We start from the raw sequence: 16,428 nt of genomic DNA, 5'->3' as shown, positions 1-16,428 counted from the left end.
CTGCATGTGTTCTGCCGGGCTCCACCTTACGATGGCCCGTGCCTATCGGCCCCGCGGGGCCCCGGCGCTATTTCTCCGATTCGCGTTTGCGCCCGCGTCCGAGCGTGCGCCACCACGCGTCCTTCGAGGTCTTGCGCTCGTTCTGCCCGTACGGCCAGTTGCTTTCCTCGTCGTCGCCGGAGGAATGCGAGCCACCGTGCCCGTCGACGTGCTGCGGCGGCAGTCCCAGCCGTTCGCGCGCCTCGTCGGGCGTCATGCGGTGCGACCGTTCGCGCGAGGGCTCGCCGGCGTCGCCGTGCGCGCCGCCGTCGTGCGCCGTCCCGTCGCCGCGCGCGTCCGCGGCGGCGTTCGGGGCCGCGTCCGCCCCGTCGCGCCGGCGGATCGCGACGGAATGCTCGCGCGCGCTCAACGCCTCCTTGACGCCGGGGTTGTCCTCGATGACGTGCATGCCGAACGCGTCGAGGGAACGGATCGGATCGTATTCGTCGACGAGCGTGTCCATCACGATGAGGTCCTGGTACTTGTTCGTCGCCGCGTCCCACAGCGCGTCGCGCGACGTGCCGGACGGCTCGAAGCCGAGCGAACGGTACACGGACACGGAACGCGAGTTCTGCTCCGGCACCGCCACCCAGATGCGGTGCATGCCCAGGCCGGCGGGCTCGGGCGCGAAGCCGTAGGTCATGACGCGAGGCATCGCGTCGCGCGAGTAGCCGCGGCCGCGGTAGTCCTTGCCGAGGATGACCTGGATGCGGGCGGAACGCGACCACCCGTCGATGTCGATGAGGAAGATCATGCCGATGACGTTGCCGGTGGAGGCGGCGTCGACGACATGGTCGGCGTCGTGGTCGGCGTCGGTGAGCAGCGCCCACGCCATCGTGCGGCGGGACTCCGGGTCGCCCACGCCCGATTCGGTGGGCGCCTGGCCCTCCGTCCACGCCACCGAACGGCGCACCCACGCGTGCACGACGGCGCGCTCGGCGCTCTCGTCCTTGCCGGTGATGTTGGTGGCGCCATGCCAGGCCTCGAGCTCGTCCAGCTTGGGCAGGTCCTCCACGGTGGCCGGGCGCAGATGCACCATTTCACCGCGGATGGGCGGAATCACGATGCGTGCCGGCAACTCGCGGCGCGGCCCCTGACCGGCGGCCGCTTCCGTGTATTCAGTCATAATCCTCGTCGTCCCTTTACGCCGTTGGCGGGCCGCGGGACCACTCCACCTTCATCCCGCGGTTCGATCTTTGACGAACCTATCCTACCCGCCTGTATGAACGCTGAAAAGGGGCTGACGGTGTGGGCGATGTCACGAACCGTCACGAACCGTCACGAACGGCGAGGGGGGGTGTCCGCACGGTCGGGAAACCGTGCGGACACCCCCCTCGGATCGGATCGGCGTCGCCAAGGACGGCCCGCCGACAGCGGGCCGGCCCTCGGCGCGGGGCTACTGGAGCTTCTCGCGCACGATCTTGGTGACGGCCTTCGCGTCGGCCTGGCCGCGCGTCGCCTTCATCACGGCGCCGATGATCACGCCCATCGGCTTCATGTTGCCGCTCTTGAGCTTCTCGACGACGTCCGGGTTGGCCTCGAACGCCGCATCGACCGCCGCCTCGATGGCGCCGGAGTCCTCGACGATCTTGTAGCCGTGCTTCTTGACGACCTCGTCCGGGGTGCCCTCACCGGCGAGCACACCGGCGATGGTCTGCTTGGCGAGCTTGTCGTTGAGCTTGCCGTCGGCGATGAGCTTCTCGACCTCGGCCACGTCGGCCGGGGTGACGGGCAGCTCCTCGAGGGACACGCCCTTCGCGTTGGCCTCGCGGGACAGCTCGCCCAGCCACCACTTGCGCGCGCCGCCGGCGGTCGCGCCGGCCTTGACGGTCTCCTCGATCAGGTCGAGGGCGTCGGCATTGAGGATGTCGCGCAGCTGCAGGTCGGTCAGGCCCCATTCGGCCTTGAGACGGTTGCGGCGCTCGCGCGGCATCTCCGGCATCTGCGCCTCCATCTCGGCGATGTGCTCCTTGGTGATGTGGAGCATGACCAGATCCGGATCCGGGAAGTAGCGGTAGTCGTCGGCGTCGGACTTGAGACGGCCGCCGGCGGTGGTCTGCGAGGCCTCGTCCCAGTGGCGGGTCTCCTGCAGGATCTCCTTGCCCTCGTCGAGGCGCGCGGCCTGGCGGCGGATCTCGTACTGGATGGTCTTCTCGATGCCGCGGAACGAGTTCACGTTCTTGGTCTCGGAACGGGTGCCGTACGGGGCGTCGGCGGACGGGCGCAGCGACACGTTCACGTCGGCGCGCATGTTGCCCTGCTCCATGCGGGCGTGGGAGATGCCCAGCGCGCGCACGATGTCGCGGATGGCGCGCATGTACGCGCCGGCGATCTCCGGGGCGCGGTCGCCCGCGCCCTCGATCGGCTTGGTCACGATCTCGATGAGCGGCACGCCGGCGCGGTTGTAGTCGACCAGCGAGTGGTCGGCGCCCTCGATGCGGCCGTCGGCGCCGCCCACGTGGGTGTTCTTGCCGGCGTCGTCCTCGATGTGGGCGCGCTCGATCGGCACGCGGAAGACGGTGCCGTCCTCCAGCTCGACGTCCAGGTAGCCGTTGCCGTTGGTCGGCTTGTCGTACTGGGAGATCTGGTAGTCGCGCGGCATGTCCGGGTAGAAGTAGTTCTTGCGGGCGAACTGGCTCCACTCGGCGATCTCGCAGTGCAGGGCGAGGCCCAGCTTGATCGCGTAGTCGACGGCGGTCTTGTTGACCACCGGCAGGGAGCCGGGCAGGCCGAGGCTCACCGGGGTGAGCTGGGTGTTCGGCTCGCCGCCGAAGCTCACCTCGGCCGGGCAGAACAGCTTGGTCTTCGTGCACAGCTCGACGTGCGTCTCGAGGCCGAACACCACATCGTACTTCTTGGTGGCATCGGCGTACTTCATCAGTTTTTCAGCCATGATGTTGCTTTCCTGTTCCTTCCGATGCTTCTCACTTGGCGAGGCCGTCGAGCCACGGGGCCTTGAGGTCCTGCCAGATCGGGCCGTTCCAGTCCTCCTCGAGCGCGGCCTCGAGCGCGGCGGCGGGCTTGTACATGACCTCGTCGCGCTGCTGCGGCGCGATGAACTGGAAGCCGACGGGCAGGCCGTCGTCCGAAAGGCCGGCCGGGATCGACATGGCGGGCACGCCGGCGAGGTTCGCCGGGATGGTCGCGATGTCGTTCATGTACATGGCCAGCGGGTCGTCCATCTTCTCGCCGAACTTGAACGCGGTGGACGGGCTGGTCGGGGAGACGAGCACGTCGACCTGCTCGAACGCCTTGCGGAAGTCCTCGATGATGAGCGTGCGCACCTTCTGGGCGGAGCCGTACCAGGCGTCGTAGTAGCCGGCGGACAGCGCGTAGGTGCCGAGGATGATGCGGCGCTTGACCTCGTCGCCGAAGCCGGCCTCACGCGTGTAGGCCATCATGTTGGCGGCGGTCTGCGGCACGCCGGCCGGCGGCATGACGCGCAGGCCGTAGCGCATGCCGTCGTAGCGGGCCAGGTTGGAGCTCACCTCGGACGGCATGATGATGTAGTACGCGCCGAGCGCGTACTCGAAGTGCGGGCAGGAGACCTCGACGACCTCGGCACCCATGTCCTGCAGCTTCCTGACGGCCTCGTTGAAGCGGGCCTCGACGCCGGGCTGGAAGCCGTCGCCGCCGAGCTCCTTGACCAGGCCGACCTTCATGCCCTTGAGGTCGCGCTTGGCGCCTTCGCGCGCGGCGGCGGCCATCGGGCGCGGGCCCTCGGGGATGGAGGTGGAGTCGCGGCGGTCGTTGCCGCCGATGATCTCCTGCAGCAGCGCGGAGTCGAGCACGGTGCGGGTGACCGGGCCGATCTGGTCGAGCGAGGAGGCCATGGCGATCGCGCCGAAGCGGGAGACGCCGCCGTAGGTCGGCTTCACGCCGACGGTGCCGGTCAGGGCGCCCGGCTGGCGGATGGAGCCGCCGGTGTCGGTGCCGAGGGCCAGCGGGGCCTCGAACGCGGCCACCGCGGAGGCGGAGCCGCCGCCGGAGCCGCCGGGCACGCGCTCGGTGTCCCACGGGTTGTGGGTGGTCTGGTAGGCGGAATGCTCGGTGGAGGAGCCCTGCGCGAACTCGTCCAGGTTGGTCTTGCCGAGGATCGGCATGCCGGCGGCCTTGAGCTTCTCGATGACGGTGGCGTCGTACGGCGGGATCCAGCCTTCGAGGATCTTCGAGGCGGCGGTCGTCTCGATGCCCTTGGTGACGATCATGTCCTTGATGGCGATCGGCACGCCGGCCAGCTCCGGCAGGGCGGCCTTCTCGTCCGCGGACTTCGCGTCGAAGGCGTCGGCCTGCTCGCGGGCCACGTCGCCGGAGACCTTGAGGAAGGCCTTGATGCTCGGCTCGGCGGCCTCGATGACGGCGAGGTGCGCGTCGACCAGCTCGCGGCTGGAGACGTCGCCCTTCTTCACGGCCGCGGCCATCTCGGCGGCGGACAGCTTGACCAGTTCGTTGGTTGCTTCAGTCATATCGGCTCACTCCTCGCTTCCCAGGATGCGCGGCGCGACGAACATGCCGGCCTCGGTCTTCGGGCCGCCGGCGAGCGCCTCGGCCTGCGTGAGCGGCGTGACCGGCTCGTCGGGGCGCAGGTAGGCCTCGAGCGGGACCGGGTTGGCGGTCGGGGCGACGTCGTCGGAGGCGACCTCCTGGACCTTGTTGATGGAGTCGGCGATGACGTTCAGCTCGCCCTGCAGACGGGTGATCTCCTCATCGGTGAGCGCGATTCGGGCCAGATCGCCCAAATGCACGATTTCTTCGCGTGTGAATGTAGGCATGCGCCTAACTATACGAGCAATTTGTGACACGCGGGACGGATGTACCGCCCGCTTCGGATCGCCGCGCCGCCGTGCCGTCGCGTACCGGCGGCCGGCGGTTCCGTGCCCGTCGGGCCGCCGCCTTACCGGATCGTTTCAACGGGACGTTCCAACGGGACGCCTTACCGGATCGCCTTACCGGATCGCCGCGTGCTGCGCGATCCAGCTGTGCATGGCGACGGCTGCCGCCGCACCGGCGTTGATCGAGCGCACGGAGCCGAACTGCGAGATGTAGACCACGTCGTCGGCGAGGTCGAGCGCGGTGCGGGTGAGCCCGGGGCCCTCCGCGCCGAACAGGAGCAGGCATCGTTTCGGGAACGCGTACCGTTCCATCGGCACGGCGCCGGGCACGATGTCCATCGCGACGACGCGGGCCGCCTCGAGTTCGCGGATGCGCGCCTGGGCGGCGTCGAGTTCGGCGAGGAACGGCGCCTGCACGGCCAGGGCGCCGGACGCGTGCGACGGCGCGCTTCCCGTCGTGCCGGCCTGTGCGCCGGTCTCTCCGGCCGTCGCGCGCGCCGCGGCCTCGTGCGCGTGGAACGCGGCCGCGGCGGCGCGGGAGCGTTCCGCCGCGATCTCGCCGGCGATGCGCAGACGCCAGCAGCGCACCATCGCCGCGATCGACGCGTGGTGCTCCATGTGCTGGTACAGCTCGGTCATCAGCGCGCCGTTGCGGTTCCACTTGTGCGGGCCGACGATGTGCACACGCCGGGCCTGGAACGCGTTGGCGGTGCGCACCATCGAACCGATGTTGAAGTCGTGCGTCCAGTTCTCGATGGCGACCTCGAAGTCGTGGCGACGGCGAGCGTCCAGGTCCGCCTTGATGGCGGCGACGGTCCAGTACCGGTAGCGGTCGAGCACGTTGCGGCGGTCGCCTTCGTCGAGCAGCGCCGGGTCGTAGCGGAGGCGGTCGGCGTACAGCGGCGACGCCGGATCGTCCGGCCGCGGCTCGCCGGGCCGGGCTTCGGCCCACGGGCCGACGCCCACTTCGCGGAACACGGGTTCGCCGGAGCGTTCGGCCTCGATGTCGATGGGATTACGAGGATGCATATCTACTTTCGATTTCGCATGATTGCCCTGGCCCGCCTGGGCCGGGCCGTTCGGCAGGCGTCGGCGACGTATGAACGGACGCCGGCGAGGCGGGCAGTCGAAGACGAACGGCCGCGAGCCGGCATGATGCGGCCGCGGTCCGTCCGCGATCGCGCAGGAGCCGTCACCGAAGGCGACGGCGGGGGCGACGGCGGGGCGATGTCCCCCTACTCCGCCAGATCGGACTCGTGGAAGACCTGGACGAACGGCACCTCGTGGCGTGCGCCGTCCACCGGGCTGACGACGGTGATCTCACGCTCGTCCGCGCCCTTGCCGACACCGCCGACGAGCGAGGCGACGGCTACGACGGACGCGCCCTCATGCTCGACGATCGAGAAGTCGAGGCTCAGTTCGTTGCCGTTGCGCAGGGTGACCAGCGAGCTGGTCTGCACATAGGATTTCTCCGACAGCCACGCGTCGACGAGCACGACGCGCTTGCCCTTGATGGACGGTCCCTTGACCGAGGGGAACACGAAGTCCATGACGAAGCCGTCGAGGTCCTCGCCGCGGGAGGCGGCGGCCTGGATCATCGAGCCGACGAGCGGCACGGAGGCGGCGGTGAGCGCGCCCACCGCGTCGAAGTCGTCGACGGAGTAGCCGGCGTCCTCCAACGTGTCGAGCAGGACGTGGCCCATCACGGCCGCGCCGTGATGGTCGAGCGTGACCGCGTACAGTTCGGAGAACGGCTTGCCGGCCACACGCTCGCGCAGCAGCGTACGCAGCTGTTCGCGCGGGTCGAGTGCAGCGAAGTCGAGGGCGTCGTTGTTCGACGTGCGGGCGGCGCCGGAGCCCTGCGCGCCCCCACGCAGGTCGGAGGGGCCGGTGGCGCGGAATCCTGAATCACTCATGCTTCACAGGGTACGGCCCGCCCTCGTCACGCCGGAGGCCGATTGTCGGTGGCGTGGCGGGAGGTCCGTCCCCGTCACGCCGGGCCGTGGCGGCCGCTCGGCTACTCATCCGCTCGGCTACTCATCCGCTCGGCTACTCATCCGCCCCGGCGCCGGTCTCCGGCGCGGTGAGCTCGCTGACGTTGGTCTTGTCCGGATCGAGCAGCGGCACCTCGCCGATGATCTTCGTGGGATCGACCTTCTGCAGCTTGCGCGCGGTGGGCAGCACGCGGCGCTCAAGGCTCGAGGCGAACGCGTTGTACGCGGCCACCGTGCGGGTGATCTGCGTGCCGAGCTTGGTGGCGTGGTCGCCCAGCGTGGCGAAGCGCGAGTACAGTTCGCGCGACAGGTCGAACAGCTGTTTCGCGTCGTCGGTGAGGCTCTGCTGCTGCCAGGCGTAGGCCACCGACTTGAGCACCGCCCACAGCGTGACCGGCGAGGTGAGCGCCACCTTGCGGGCGAACGCGTCGTCCATCAGCGTGGGGTCGGTCTCCAACGCGGCCTGCAGCAGCGCCTCGTTGGGGATGAACGCGACCACGAAATCGGGCGCCGTTTCGAACGCCTCCCAGTACGCCTTGTCCCCCAGCACACGCACGTGCTCGCGCAGCGCCTTCGCATGGGCCTTGAGCAGTTCGCCGCGGCGGGCGAGCTCCTCCGGGCCGGCGGAATCGGGGATCGCGCAGGCGCGCTGGTAGTCGGAGTACGGCACCTTCGCGTCGATGGGGATGGTCTTGCCGCCGGGCAGATGCACCACCATGTCCGGGCGCTGGTCGCGCCCGTCGACGCCCTTGACCACCACCTGCGTGTCGAAGTCGACGTGTTCGAGCAGGCCCGCGGACTCGACGATGTTCCTCAGCTGCGCCTCGCCCCAGGCGCCACGCACCTTGTTGTTGGTCAACGCGGCGGACAGCGCGCTCGTCTCCCGGTCGAGCCTGGACTGTTGCTCGTTCAGCCCCTTGAGCTGTTCGCCGAGCGCGCCCATCTCGCGTTTGCGCCCCTCCTCGATCTGCGCGACCTTGGCCTGCAGGGAGTCGAGGTTCTTCTGCACCGGGGTGAGCGCAGCGATCACCCGGCTCTGTTCCTTGAGCCGGGCCTCCTGCTCGAGGCGTTTCTCCTCCGCGGCCTTCGCCTCGGCCAGACGACGTTCCTCGGCCGCCTGCGCCTCCACGCGACGACGCTGCTCGGCGGCCTCCATGGCGGCGCGGCGACGCTCCTCCGCCTCGGCCGCCGCACGCTCGCGCTCGCGTTGGATGCGCACCTGCTCCGCCTGCTGCGATTGCGCAAGCTGCGATTTGACGAACGCCAGCTGCTGGTTCGCCCCGTCCAGCTGCGCGCGCGCCTCGGCGTTGGCCGCCTGGAGGCGCGCGATATCGCCGCGCGCCGATTCGATTTGCGCCCTCGCGCCGTCCAATTCGGCGTTGCGGGTGCCTCGCGCCGCATCCTGCGCCTTCGCCCTGCCCGTCACGAAACCGGCCGCGGCGCCGATCGCCACGCCGGCCAGCAGCACGAGCACCATCATGATCCATGTCACCGTGTTTCCTGTCATGCCCCCAGTAAAGCACGGCGTGGAAAAAGCGGTAGATATCTACCGCTTTTTCGCGACACGCCCCTTCCGATGCAAGATCCCCGCACCGGTCATCGGATCCAGGACGCCCCCGTCGTCGCGATCGGGGCGCGGCACCCCGGCTACGAACGCACCAGACGCGCGATGGCGCGCGACGCCTCGGCCAGCTTCTCGTCGGCCACCGCGCCGCCTTCGGCCGAAGCCTGTCGCACGCAGTGGTTGAGATGGTCGTCCAGAAGCAGCAACGCCACGGATTTCAGCGCCGAATTCGCCGCGGAAATCTGCGTAAGCACGTCGATGCAGTACCTGTCGTCGTCCACCATCTGCTCGATGGCGCGCACCTGCCCCTCGATGCGCCGCAGACGCGCCAGCACCTTCGCCTTGTCGTCATCGTATCCATGCATCGCATGGCCTCCTTTCGCGGCATTCGCCATCATCCGTCCGCCCTCCGACAGGCGCGCCCGTCCGTATTGCCCTCCGACAGGCGCAACCGTCCGCCCCGCCCTCCGACAGGGTCCCCGTCGCCCGGCTTCCGCAGCCGCCGTCCGACGCCGCCCGGACCGTTCACCGTCCGAGAACACCGTCTCCAGTATATACCCCATAGGGGTATTAGGTATACACTGTGACGCGGTATACGATGGTTCGGGAGACGAGAACAAGGAGCGGATATGGAACTGAACATCTTCGTCTGCGTCGCCGCGCTGGTCGTCGCGGCGCTGGCGACATGGCTCATCCTGCGGTTCTTCTTCGGCGAGCGCACGGGAGTGGCCGGCGAGATGCACGAGGGCATGCAACGCGCCACCATCACGGTGAAGGGCGGCTACTCCCCCGACGTGGTGACGATGCGCGCCGGCACGCCGATCATCCTGGACTTCGACCGCCAGGAGACCGGCGAATGCACCTCGCACGTGGTCTTCGGCGACCTGGGGCTGGACGCCATGCTCCCCGGCCACACCGCCACCGAAGTGCGCCTGCCCGCGTTGCCGGCGGGCGACTACCCGTTCGCCTGCGGCATGAACATGGTGCACGGTCTGCTGCGCGTGGAAGGCGACGACAAGGCCCCCACCACGAACGGCGCGACGGAATCCCCGGCGTCGGACACGACGTCACCGGGCGCGGCGCCGGCATCATCCCCATCCCCCGCCGCGCCCGCCGAGGATTACGCCGAAAGGGAGGCGCGCGAGGCCGAGGAGCGTCGCGCCGAAATCCGGAACCTGACCAGACTGGTCGTCATCGGCACGGTGCTGACGCTGCCGGTGTTCACCGTAATGATGATCCATATGGCGAACCATATGCTGCTGCCGGACTGGCTGACGAACCCCTGGCTGCAGGCGATCCTCATCACGCCGGTGATGTTCCACTGCGGCGCGCCCATCCACCGCGTCGGCCTGCCCGCACTCAGGCACCATGCGCCGGACATGAACTCGCTGGTCTCCCTCGGCACCGGCGCGGCCTACCTGTACAGCCTGCTCGTCTGCGTGGCGCCGTGGCTGCTGCCCGAGGGGTCGCGCGAACCGTACTTCGAATCGGTGGGCGTGGTCATCACGCTCGTGCTCGTCGGCCGCCTGTTGGAGACGAAGGCGCGCGAGGGCACCGGCAAGGCGGTGCAGAGCCTCATCAGGCTGCGTCCGCGCACCGCGCACCGGCTCGATGAGACCGTCATGCAGGACCCATCGGGCGACGTGCGCGGATCCAAGAGCGACGTGCGCGGATCCAAGAGCGACGTGCCGACTTCCGAAAGCAACATGTGGACTTCGGAGACGAACGTGCGGACCGCCCCCGTCAAGACCTCGCTTCCGCCCGCCGGCGATTGGCTCAACCCGGGAGCGTTCCACGACGTCGACATCGACGAAGTGCGCCCCGGCGACCTGCTCGTAATCAAGGCGGGAGAACGCATCCCGGTCGATGGCGTGGTCGTGGATGGCGAGGCCGAGGTGGACGAGTCGATGATCACCGGCGAGTCCGAACCGGTGCGCAAAACCCCCGGCTTGCGGACCCCGGTCCGCACGTACGGGAACGAATCCCGCACGTCGACCGACAACCACCGCACGTCGACCGACGAATCCCGCACGTCCCATCCGGAATCCCGCACGAACGCCCTCACCGGGGCGACCATCGTGCGCCGCGGCAACCTGCTCATGCGCGCCACGCAGGTGGGCGGCGACACCGTGCTGTCGCAGATCATCGCGATGGTGGCCCGCGCCCAGGCGACGAAGGCGCCCGTGCAGCGGCTCGCCGACCGCATCGCCCGCGTGTTCGTGCCGGCCGTGTTCATCGTCGCCGTATGGACGTGCGCGATCTGGCTGGCACTCGGCCCGCAGCCGAAGATCGCCCACGCGCTGGTGACGGCGGTGAGCGTGCTCATCATCGCCTGCCCGTGCGCGCTCGGCCTGGCCACGCCGCTGTCCGTGACGGCGGCCACCGGCGTGGGCGCCGTCAACGGCGTCCTCGTCACGAGCGCCAAGGCGCTGGAACGGGCCAGGGAGATCGGCACCGTCGTCTTCGACAAGACCGGCACGATCACCCGCGGCCTGGCCGACGCGGATTCCAAGGATTGGAACCGTCCCAGCTATGAACGCGACACGGTCAAGCCGGGGTCGAAGGAGGCGGTGGCCGCGCTCCGCGCCGCAGGCGTCCGCACGGTGATGCTGTCCGGGGACAAGGCCGAGGTCGCCGCGCAGATCGCACGCGAGGTCGGCATCGACACGGTGATCGCGCAGGTGAAGCCGGACGGCAAGGCCTACTGGATCGAGCGGCTCCAACGCGAACGGCACGAGGGGCTCGTCGCGATGGTCGGCGACGGCATCAACGACGCCCCGGCGCTCGCGCAGGCGGATCTGGGGTTCGCGATCGGCACCGGCACGGACGTGGCGATGCAGTCGGCGGATGTGACGCTGATGAGCGGCGATCTGCGCGGTGTGATCCGTACGATCAACCTGTCGCAGGCGACGATGCGCAACATCCGCCAGAACCTCGGCTGGGCGTTCGGCTACAACGTGATCGGCATCCCGGTCGCGGCCGGCGTGCTCTACCCGTTCACCGGATGGCTGCTCAGCCCGATGATCGCCGGCCTGGCGATGGCGTTGAGCTCCGTGTGCCTGGTGCTCAACGCGAACCGGCTCAACCGCGTCACCCTGCGTTCCGACGCCGTCGCCGGCCATGCCCGTCCCGCGCGGGACGTCGCGGACGGCTCCCCCGCACGGGACGAGACGACCTCCGGAGTCCGGGCCGATGCAGGCAAGACCGCCGAAAGCGAGGACCATGCCGCCGAAGGCGACGGACCGCGCGTCATCATCGACGAGCGCACCTCGCTGACCGGCCCGGGCAAGATCCGCACCACCAGCACTTCCCCAACCACCACTACGAAGGAGAACACCATGGAAATGAACCACATGCACCACATGCACCACGCCGCGCCCACCGAGGGCGAGACCGCCACCGATCCGGTGTGCGGCATGACCGTGGCGGTGAACGCCGACGCGATCACCCGCGAATACGAGGGCAAGACCTATTACTTCTGCGGCGAGCACTGCGCGACCAACTTCTCCAAGGCGCCGCAGATTTTCCTCGAGCACTGACCGCCGCTACGGCGACGCCGCGCCCGCGGCCGGAGTACGGACCCGTACTCCAATCGAACCGCACGGACCCGTACTCCGGCTTCATCGAACCGCGCCCGCGCGACGCGGGACCGGATGTTCCGGCCCAGCATCCCGCAGGTGCGGTTCGTCATATCTCACGTCGTATCCATCTTCACCGGCGGGATGCGGGATGTGGAACGCCCAGCACCTCACCGGGCTCCGCCGTGGGTCACGACCCGCCCGGGGTCACGGCGCTCACTGCGTCCACAGCTCCGAATCCAACGGCCATTCGTTCGGTGTGCAGCCGTTCAGCCCCTTGGACTGCTGCTGCATCAGCGCCGCGGGCTTGCCGTCGCCGGCGCAGGGCGTCTCGTTGTCGATATGCCCGAGCCGGTGGCCGACCTCATGGTTGACGGCCATCTCGCGGTAGCGCCGCAATGTGCCGCCGGCCTTGAGCCACCCGGCGGTGCCGGTGCGCCACCGGTCCCAGTTGATGATCACGTCGTCGCCCACGCGACAGCTGTATTCCGCCGAGCAGCCCGCATCGTATTCGGGCAGGTATCGTGCCTCGGACAGGATGAGCGTGAAATCGCAGTTGCCGTCGGCGGCGTCGCCTTGGGTGAACGTCACGCCGGCGCGCGGCCATCCCCGCGTATCGTTCAGCGCCTCGTACGCCTGCGTGGCGAATGTGTCCAGATCGCCGACCTTGCCCTTCGTGGCCACGCAGTAGGTGAGGTCGACCCGCGCCTTGCCGCTCGCCGCAGCGGCCTCCTCGGCCTTCTTCAGGATGACGGCGCGTTTGGCGTCCGTGAGCGTTCCGGCGGCCTTGTCGAGCGCGGAGGCGTCGTTGTCCGCGTCGGGTTTCCCGGTCTTCCCGGCCTTCGCGCCCGATTGCGCCGCCGACTTGGACGTATCTGCGGACCGGTCTTCGGGTTTCTTATCGGATTTCGCGCCGTCCGCCGCCCCTGCCGTCTTGCCGGTCTTGCCGATGCCTTTCGATGAGGAGGAAGTGGACGCGCCGCCGGTACCGCCCGTCGTGCCGCCACGCCCGAACACCCCGCCTATCGCGCATCCGACCACCACGAGCACGACTACCAGCACCGCGGCGCATCCGAACACCAAGGCGCGACGGATGCGGAACGTGCGTTTCGACGGTGCCGCATCGGGGCGCATCGCCCCTCGGACCGCCGACCAGCCGCGGCCGGCCACCGCGGCGATTGCGGAACCCGCCTTTCCGAGGGCGGGCCCCGCCACGCGCACGGCGGCCCGCAGCCCTTTCACGATCGCACGGACCACCGCGACGGCGCCGCGCCCCGCCATGCGTGCGCCCGCCGCCAGCGCGCGGCCCACGGCACGCAGCGCGGGACCGGCCTTGGCCCCTGCCGCACGCCATGCCGTGCCCAACGTGGTCATGATCGACGAGAACGGATCATCCGGACGCCTTCCCATATCGTCCCCCTTCCGCGGCCGGCCAGCGTCGGCCGCGCCTCGTCTCTCAGTATAGGAAAGGCCCGTCGCCTCCCGTTTTGTACGGGGAGGCGACGGGCCATGCGACGGGATGACCGACGATACGACACGGATGTCGAACCGTGGCGCACCGCCGGATCGATCAGCCGAAGAAGACGACGAACAGCCAGCAGCCGATGATGGCGCCCACGATCGGGGCGACGACCGGGATCCACGCTTCCTTCCAACGGGAGGTGCCCTTGGACGGGATCGGCAGGATGGCGTGCAGCAGACGCGGCATGAGATCGCGGGCCGGGTTCAGGCCAGGGCCGGTCGGACCGCCCATGGAGGTGACGAGGCCCCAGACGATGAAGCCGACGACGATCGCAGCGGCGGCCGGATCCTTCTCACCCCACGGGTCCATCAGGCAGCACAGCGCGCCGAAGACGAGCACGAGGGTGCCGAACATCTCGTTGAGGAAGTAGTTGAGCTTCTTGTTGTCCGCATCGGTGGTGCAGAAGGTGGCGAGGATGGCCTCCGGATCATCGGTGTCCTTGTAGTGCGGGTAGTAGGTGAGGTACACGATGAACTGGCCCAGGGCGGCGCCGAGCAGCTGGGCGATGATGTACGGCAGCACCTCGTCCCACGGGAACAGGCCGTTGACGGCCTGCGCGATGGTCATGGCCGGGTTGATGTGCGCGCCGGAGACCGCGCCGAACATGAGCACCGGGAACATGACGCCGAAGCCATAGCCCATGGCGATGTTCAGCCAGCCGGCGTGATGGCCCTTGGTGTTCTTGAGCTCCACGTTGGCGACGGAACCGTTGCCGAAGATCATCAGGATGGCGGTGCCGAAGAACTCGGCGGCCAGCTTGGTAAAGAGGGAGTATTCCACTGCTTCTTCTTTTCTTCTTGTCTGGATTGGTGATGCGACTGCCGGGAAGGCAGGAGTCAAACAAACCAGACAAGCATACGCCGAGGGCTGAACGTGCATGGGACGCCGACGTCGGCGTTCCACGGACCGGGCCACGGTCGGTCCTTGCGCAACCCCGGCATTGCACCCCGGGGTTTCCTGCACTCCCCGCATGTGGGTTAATAGACAAAACGTGGGTCTTAAATCCTGAGTAAGGCTTACTGCGGATTTGCATGTCGGGGTGTGATTAACACCCGAACCGCCAATCGCACCCCGACACACAAAACAGGAGAACGGCTCCCACCAGATTTAAGACCCACGTTTGTCTATTAACCCTGCGGTTCCCGGCCGTGGAATACAAAAAGACCGGAATCTTTCGATTCCGGTCTTGTCTGTGCCCCCGCAGGGATTCGAACCCTGGACACGCTGATTAAGAGTCAGCTGCTCTAACCAACTGAGCTACAGGGGCGTTGGCTAGTTGTTGAAGTGTTCCTTGCAACGAGTGATAAATATACTCACTTCTGATTCTGACGCAACCCTCGGCGTGTCGCCTGGAATTCCAACGTTTTTAAAATCGCCGATTTGGCCTCCGGGCGCCACTTGCGACTCCTCTGGACCACCTCGAAAACAGCTATTCACATAATCATCACATAAATCCCGGGGGTGATGCGGTGACCGAACCAGCCTCGACCTCCGGGGAGGCATCACCGCACCATGTGCCGGGGAGACGACCGCCATCCGACACGTCACCATCGCCACATCACGTCACCATCACCACATCATGCGCTAGGAGATACGGACACCAGACAATAGGCCGACGCTGGCCACCCAGGGCATCAGGTCTCCTTGTTCAGATACGGCACCGGGCGATAGGCCGACACCCTTCCCGGCGGTTCCTACGGAGATGAGCCCATTGTTCCGTAGATTCCGCCGCCGAGACCTCGTCTCTTGCGCCACCCTCGTGGACGTCGCCGCCATACGCCACCTCCGAAACACCACCAACGCTTCCGGCGGCGGTTTCCACGGAGATAAGCCCATTGCTCCGTGAAATCCGCCGCTGGCAACAGCTCAGCGTCCGAAAATACGGAGGACGGCGGCCATCTCCGTGGATTCCGCCGCTTGGCAACCGCCAGCGGCGGTTCTTACGGAGACAGGGCCACCGCTCCGTAGATTCCGCCGCCTAGCGACTGTCAGCGGCGGATTATACGGAAAAAATCGGCATTGTCCGTAGAATCAGCCGCTGAGTCATCGACAGCGGCGGTTCTTACGGAGCAATGGGCTTATCTCCGTAGGAACCGCCGCACACACAGGTGCCGTCGTCCTATCCGCCTCCGGATAAGGATCACCACACCATCCGCCGCCTCCGGATGGGGGCACCACACCATCACACCACCGCCTGGGTATCGCCGCCTCGGGTATCCACGCCTCGGGTATCCACGCCTCGGGTGCCCCCCCCGGAATACACCGCAATACACCGCGAATACACCGCGGCAGCCACGCCGCACATTGCGCATATACGAGAACCCCGTGCCGTGACGTGACTTCGCGTCACGTGCGGCACGGGGTTCTCAGTGCTTAAGCCCAGACTTCAATCTGTCAGTCTGATGGGGTTCCGGCGGCGGACACCGCCGGAATCATTCACTCGGCGACGACCTTCACGAAGAAGTTCGCGACGATCTCCGGGTGGAGCTGGACCGTGGCCGGGAACTCGCCGGTGGTCTTGATGGTCTCGACCGTGATGGCCTTCGGGTCGACCGGGGCCTTGTCGAGCAGGGCCATGGCGATGGCTTCCTTGGAGATGCCACCGAACAGCTTGCCGGACTCGGAAACCTTGGCGGCGATTTCGACGGCGGAGCCCTCGATGGCCTCCTTGGCGGCGACGGCATCCTCGCGGGTGGCGACGGCCTTGGCCAGACGGGCGCGCTTCATGGCGACGATCTGGGCCTCGGCGCCCTTGTTCCACGCGAAGGCGAGGCCCTGCGGGATCAGGTAGTTGCGGGCGTAGCCGGACTTGACCTCGACGACGTCACCGGAGTGACCGAGGTTCGCAACGGTCTTGGTAAGAATAACCTTGGATTCAGCCATGTTCAGTGCCTCCTAA

The 16,428-nt window shown here is 68.0% G+C and carries 12 protein-coding genes, 1 tRNA gene and 1 pseudogene; 2 read left to right on the top strand and 12 right to left on the bottom strand.

The features are described from left to right. Positions 1-67: 67 nt before the first annotated feature. The 8 genes from GFD21_RS05790 to GFD21_RS05755 form a co-directional block, all read right to left on the bottom strand. Entirely contained in the window at positions 68-1,165 is a 1,098-nt protein-coding gene (locus tag GFD21_RS05790; RefSeq protein WP_163196995.1) for a GNAT family N-acetyltransferase, read from the bottom strand. A gap of 270 nt (positions 1,166-1,435) precedes the next feature. Continuing rightward, positions 1,436-2,932 carry an Asp-tRNA(Asn)/Glu-tRNA(Gln) amidotransferase subunit GatB gene (gene gatB / locus GFD21_RS05785; RefSeq protein WP_163196994.1) on the bottom strand — a complete coding sequence of 499 codons (1,497 nt, stop codon included), beginning with the start codon at positions 2,930-2,932 and terminating at the stop codon, positions 1,436-1,438. A gap of 31 nt (positions 2,933-2,963) precedes the next feature. Then, positions 2,964-4,505, bottom strand: coding sequence for an Asp-tRNA(Asn)/Glu-tRNA(Gln) amidotransferase subunit GatA (gatA, locus tag GFD21_RS05780; RefSeq protein WP_163196993.1), 1,542 nt, complete (start codon positions 4,503-4,505; stop codon positions 2,964-2,966). Positions 4,506-4,511: 6 nt separating this feature from the next. Beyond that, a complete protein-coding gene (gene gatC / locus GFD21_RS05775; RefSeq protein WP_163196992.1) occupies positions 4,512-4,811 on the bottom strand; it encodes an Asp-tRNA(Asn)/Glu-tRNA(Gln) amidotransferase subunit GatC in 300 nt (99 codons plus the stop codon). Positions 4,812-4,985: 174 nt separating this feature from the next. Next, complete coding sequence (locus GFD21_RS05770; RefSeq protein WP_163196991.1) at positions 4,986-5,900, bottom strand: TrmH family RNA methyltransferase; 915 nt, start codon at positions 5,898-5,900, stop codon at positions 4,986-4,988. Between the two features lie 206 nt (positions 5,901-6,106). Next, positions 6,107-6,787 carry a type I phosphoribosyltransferase gene (locus GFD21_RS05765; protein ID WP_163196990.1) on the bottom strand — a complete coding sequence of 227 codons (681 nt, stop codon included), beginning with the start codon at positions 6,785-6,787 and terminating at the stop codon, positions 6,107-6,109. Between the two features lie 133 nt (positions 6,788-6,920). Then, complete coding sequence (rmuC, locus tag GFD21_RS05760) at positions 6,921-8,372, bottom strand: DNA recombination protein RmuC (protein WP_163196989.1); 1,452 nt, start codon at positions 8,370-8,372, stop codon at positions 6,921-6,923. 140 nt (positions 8,373-8,512) lie between these two features. After that, on the bottom strand, positions 8,513-8,794 hold the full coding sequence (locus GFD21_RS05755) for a metal-sensitive transcriptional regulator (RefSeq protein ID WP_163196988.1): 282 nt from the start codon (positions 8,792-8,794) through the stop codon (positions 8,513-8,515). Positions 8,795-9,058: 264 nt separating this feature from the next. Here GFD21_RS05755 and GFD21_RS11435 point away from each other — a divergent pair. Beyond that, positions 9,059-9,367, top strand: a pseudogene (locus GFD21_RS11435) (cupredoxin domain-containing protein); the annotation flags it as partial. A 264-nt stretch (positions 9,368-9,631) separates the two neighbouring features. Next, the gene (locus tag GFD21_RS05750; RefSeq protein WP_404801564.1) at positions 9,632-11,968 is read left to right on the top strand and encodes an HAD-IC family P-type ATPase; all 2,337 of its coding nucleotides are present in this window, start codon (positions 9,632-9,634) and stop codon (positions 11,966-11,968) included. Between the two features lie 255 nt (positions 11,969-12,223). Here the strand turns inward: GFD21_RS05750 and GFD21_RS05745 are convergent, their stop codons facing one another. The 4 genes from GFD21_RS05745 to rplI form a co-directional block, all read right to left on the bottom strand. Then, positions 12,224-13,417, bottom strand: a complete 1,194-nt coding sequence (locus GFD21_RS05745) for a DUF3152 domain-containing protein (protein ID WP_225431700.1) — start codon at positions 13,415-13,417, stop codon at positions 12,224-12,226. 160 nt (positions 13,418-13,577) lie between these two features. Next, entirely contained in the window at positions 13,578-14,309 is a 732-nt protein-coding gene (locus tag GFD21_RS05740; RefSeq protein ID WP_163196986.1) for an MIP/aquaporin family protein, read from the bottom strand. 413 nt (positions 14,310-14,722) lie between these two features. After that, positions 14,723-14,796: transfer RNA gene (locus GFD21_RS05735), tRNA-Lys, on the bottom strand. Between the two features lie 1,169 nt (positions 14,797-15,965). Next, complete coding sequence (gene rplI, locus GFD21_RS05730) at positions 15,966-16,412, bottom strand: 50S ribosomal protein L9 (protein WP_163196985.1); 447 nt, start codon at positions 16,410-16,412, stop codon at positions 15,966-15,968. Positions 16,413-16,428: the final 16 nt, after the last annotated feature.

Origin of the sequence: Bifidobacterium platyrrhinorum (assembly GCF_010667645.1) — a bacterium.
GTDB classification, from domain to species: Bacteria; Actinomycetota; Actinomycetes; order Actinomycetales; family Bifidobacteriaceae; genus Bifidobacterium; species Bifidobacterium platyrrhinorum.
This window is presented reverse-complemented; position numbering and strand designations above follow the sequence as displayed.

Excerpts from the sequence above, each read along its gene's own strand:
- gatB (WP_163196994.1), bottom strand. The coding sequence starts at position 2,932 with ATGGCTGAAAAACTGATGAAGTACGCCGATGCCACCAAGAAGTACGAT.
- GFD21_RS05755 (WP_163196988.1), bottom strand. The coding sequence starts at position 8,794 with ATGCATGGATACGATGACGACAAGGCGAAGGTGCTGGCGCGTCTGCGG.
- rplI (WP_163196985.1), bottom strand. The coding sequence starts at position 16,412 with ATGGCTGAATCCAAGGTTATTCTTACCAAGACCGTTGCGAACCTCGGT.
- gatC (WP_163196992.1), bottom strand. The coding sequence starts at position 4,811 with ATGCCTACATTCACACGCGAAGAAATCGTGCATTTGGGCGATCTGGCC.
- gatA (WP_163196993.1), bottom strand. The coding sequence starts at position 4,505 with ATGACTGAAGCAACCAACGAACTGGTCAAGCTGTCCGCCGCCGAGATG.
- rmuC (WP_163196989.1), bottom strand. The coding sequence starts at position 8,372 with ATGACAGGAAACACGGTGACATGGATCATGATGGTGCTCGTGCTGCTG.
- GFD21_RS05790 (WP_163196995.1), bottom strand. The coding sequence starts at position 1,165 with ATGACTGAATACACGGAAGCGGCCGCCGGTCAGGGGCCGCGCCGCGAG.
- GFD21_RS05765 (WP_163196990.1), bottom strand. The coding sequence starts at position 6,787 with ATGAGTGATTCAGGATTCCGCGCCACCGGCCCCTCCGACCTGCGTGGG.
- GFD21_RS05770 (WP_163196991.1), bottom strand. The coding sequence starts at position 5,900 with ATGCATCCTCGTAATCCCATCGACATCGAGGCCGAACGCTCCGGCGAA.
- GFD21_RS05745 (WP_225431700.1), bottom strand. The coding sequence starts at position 13,417 with ATGGGAAGGCGTCCGGATGATCCGTTCTCGTCGATCATGACCACGTTG.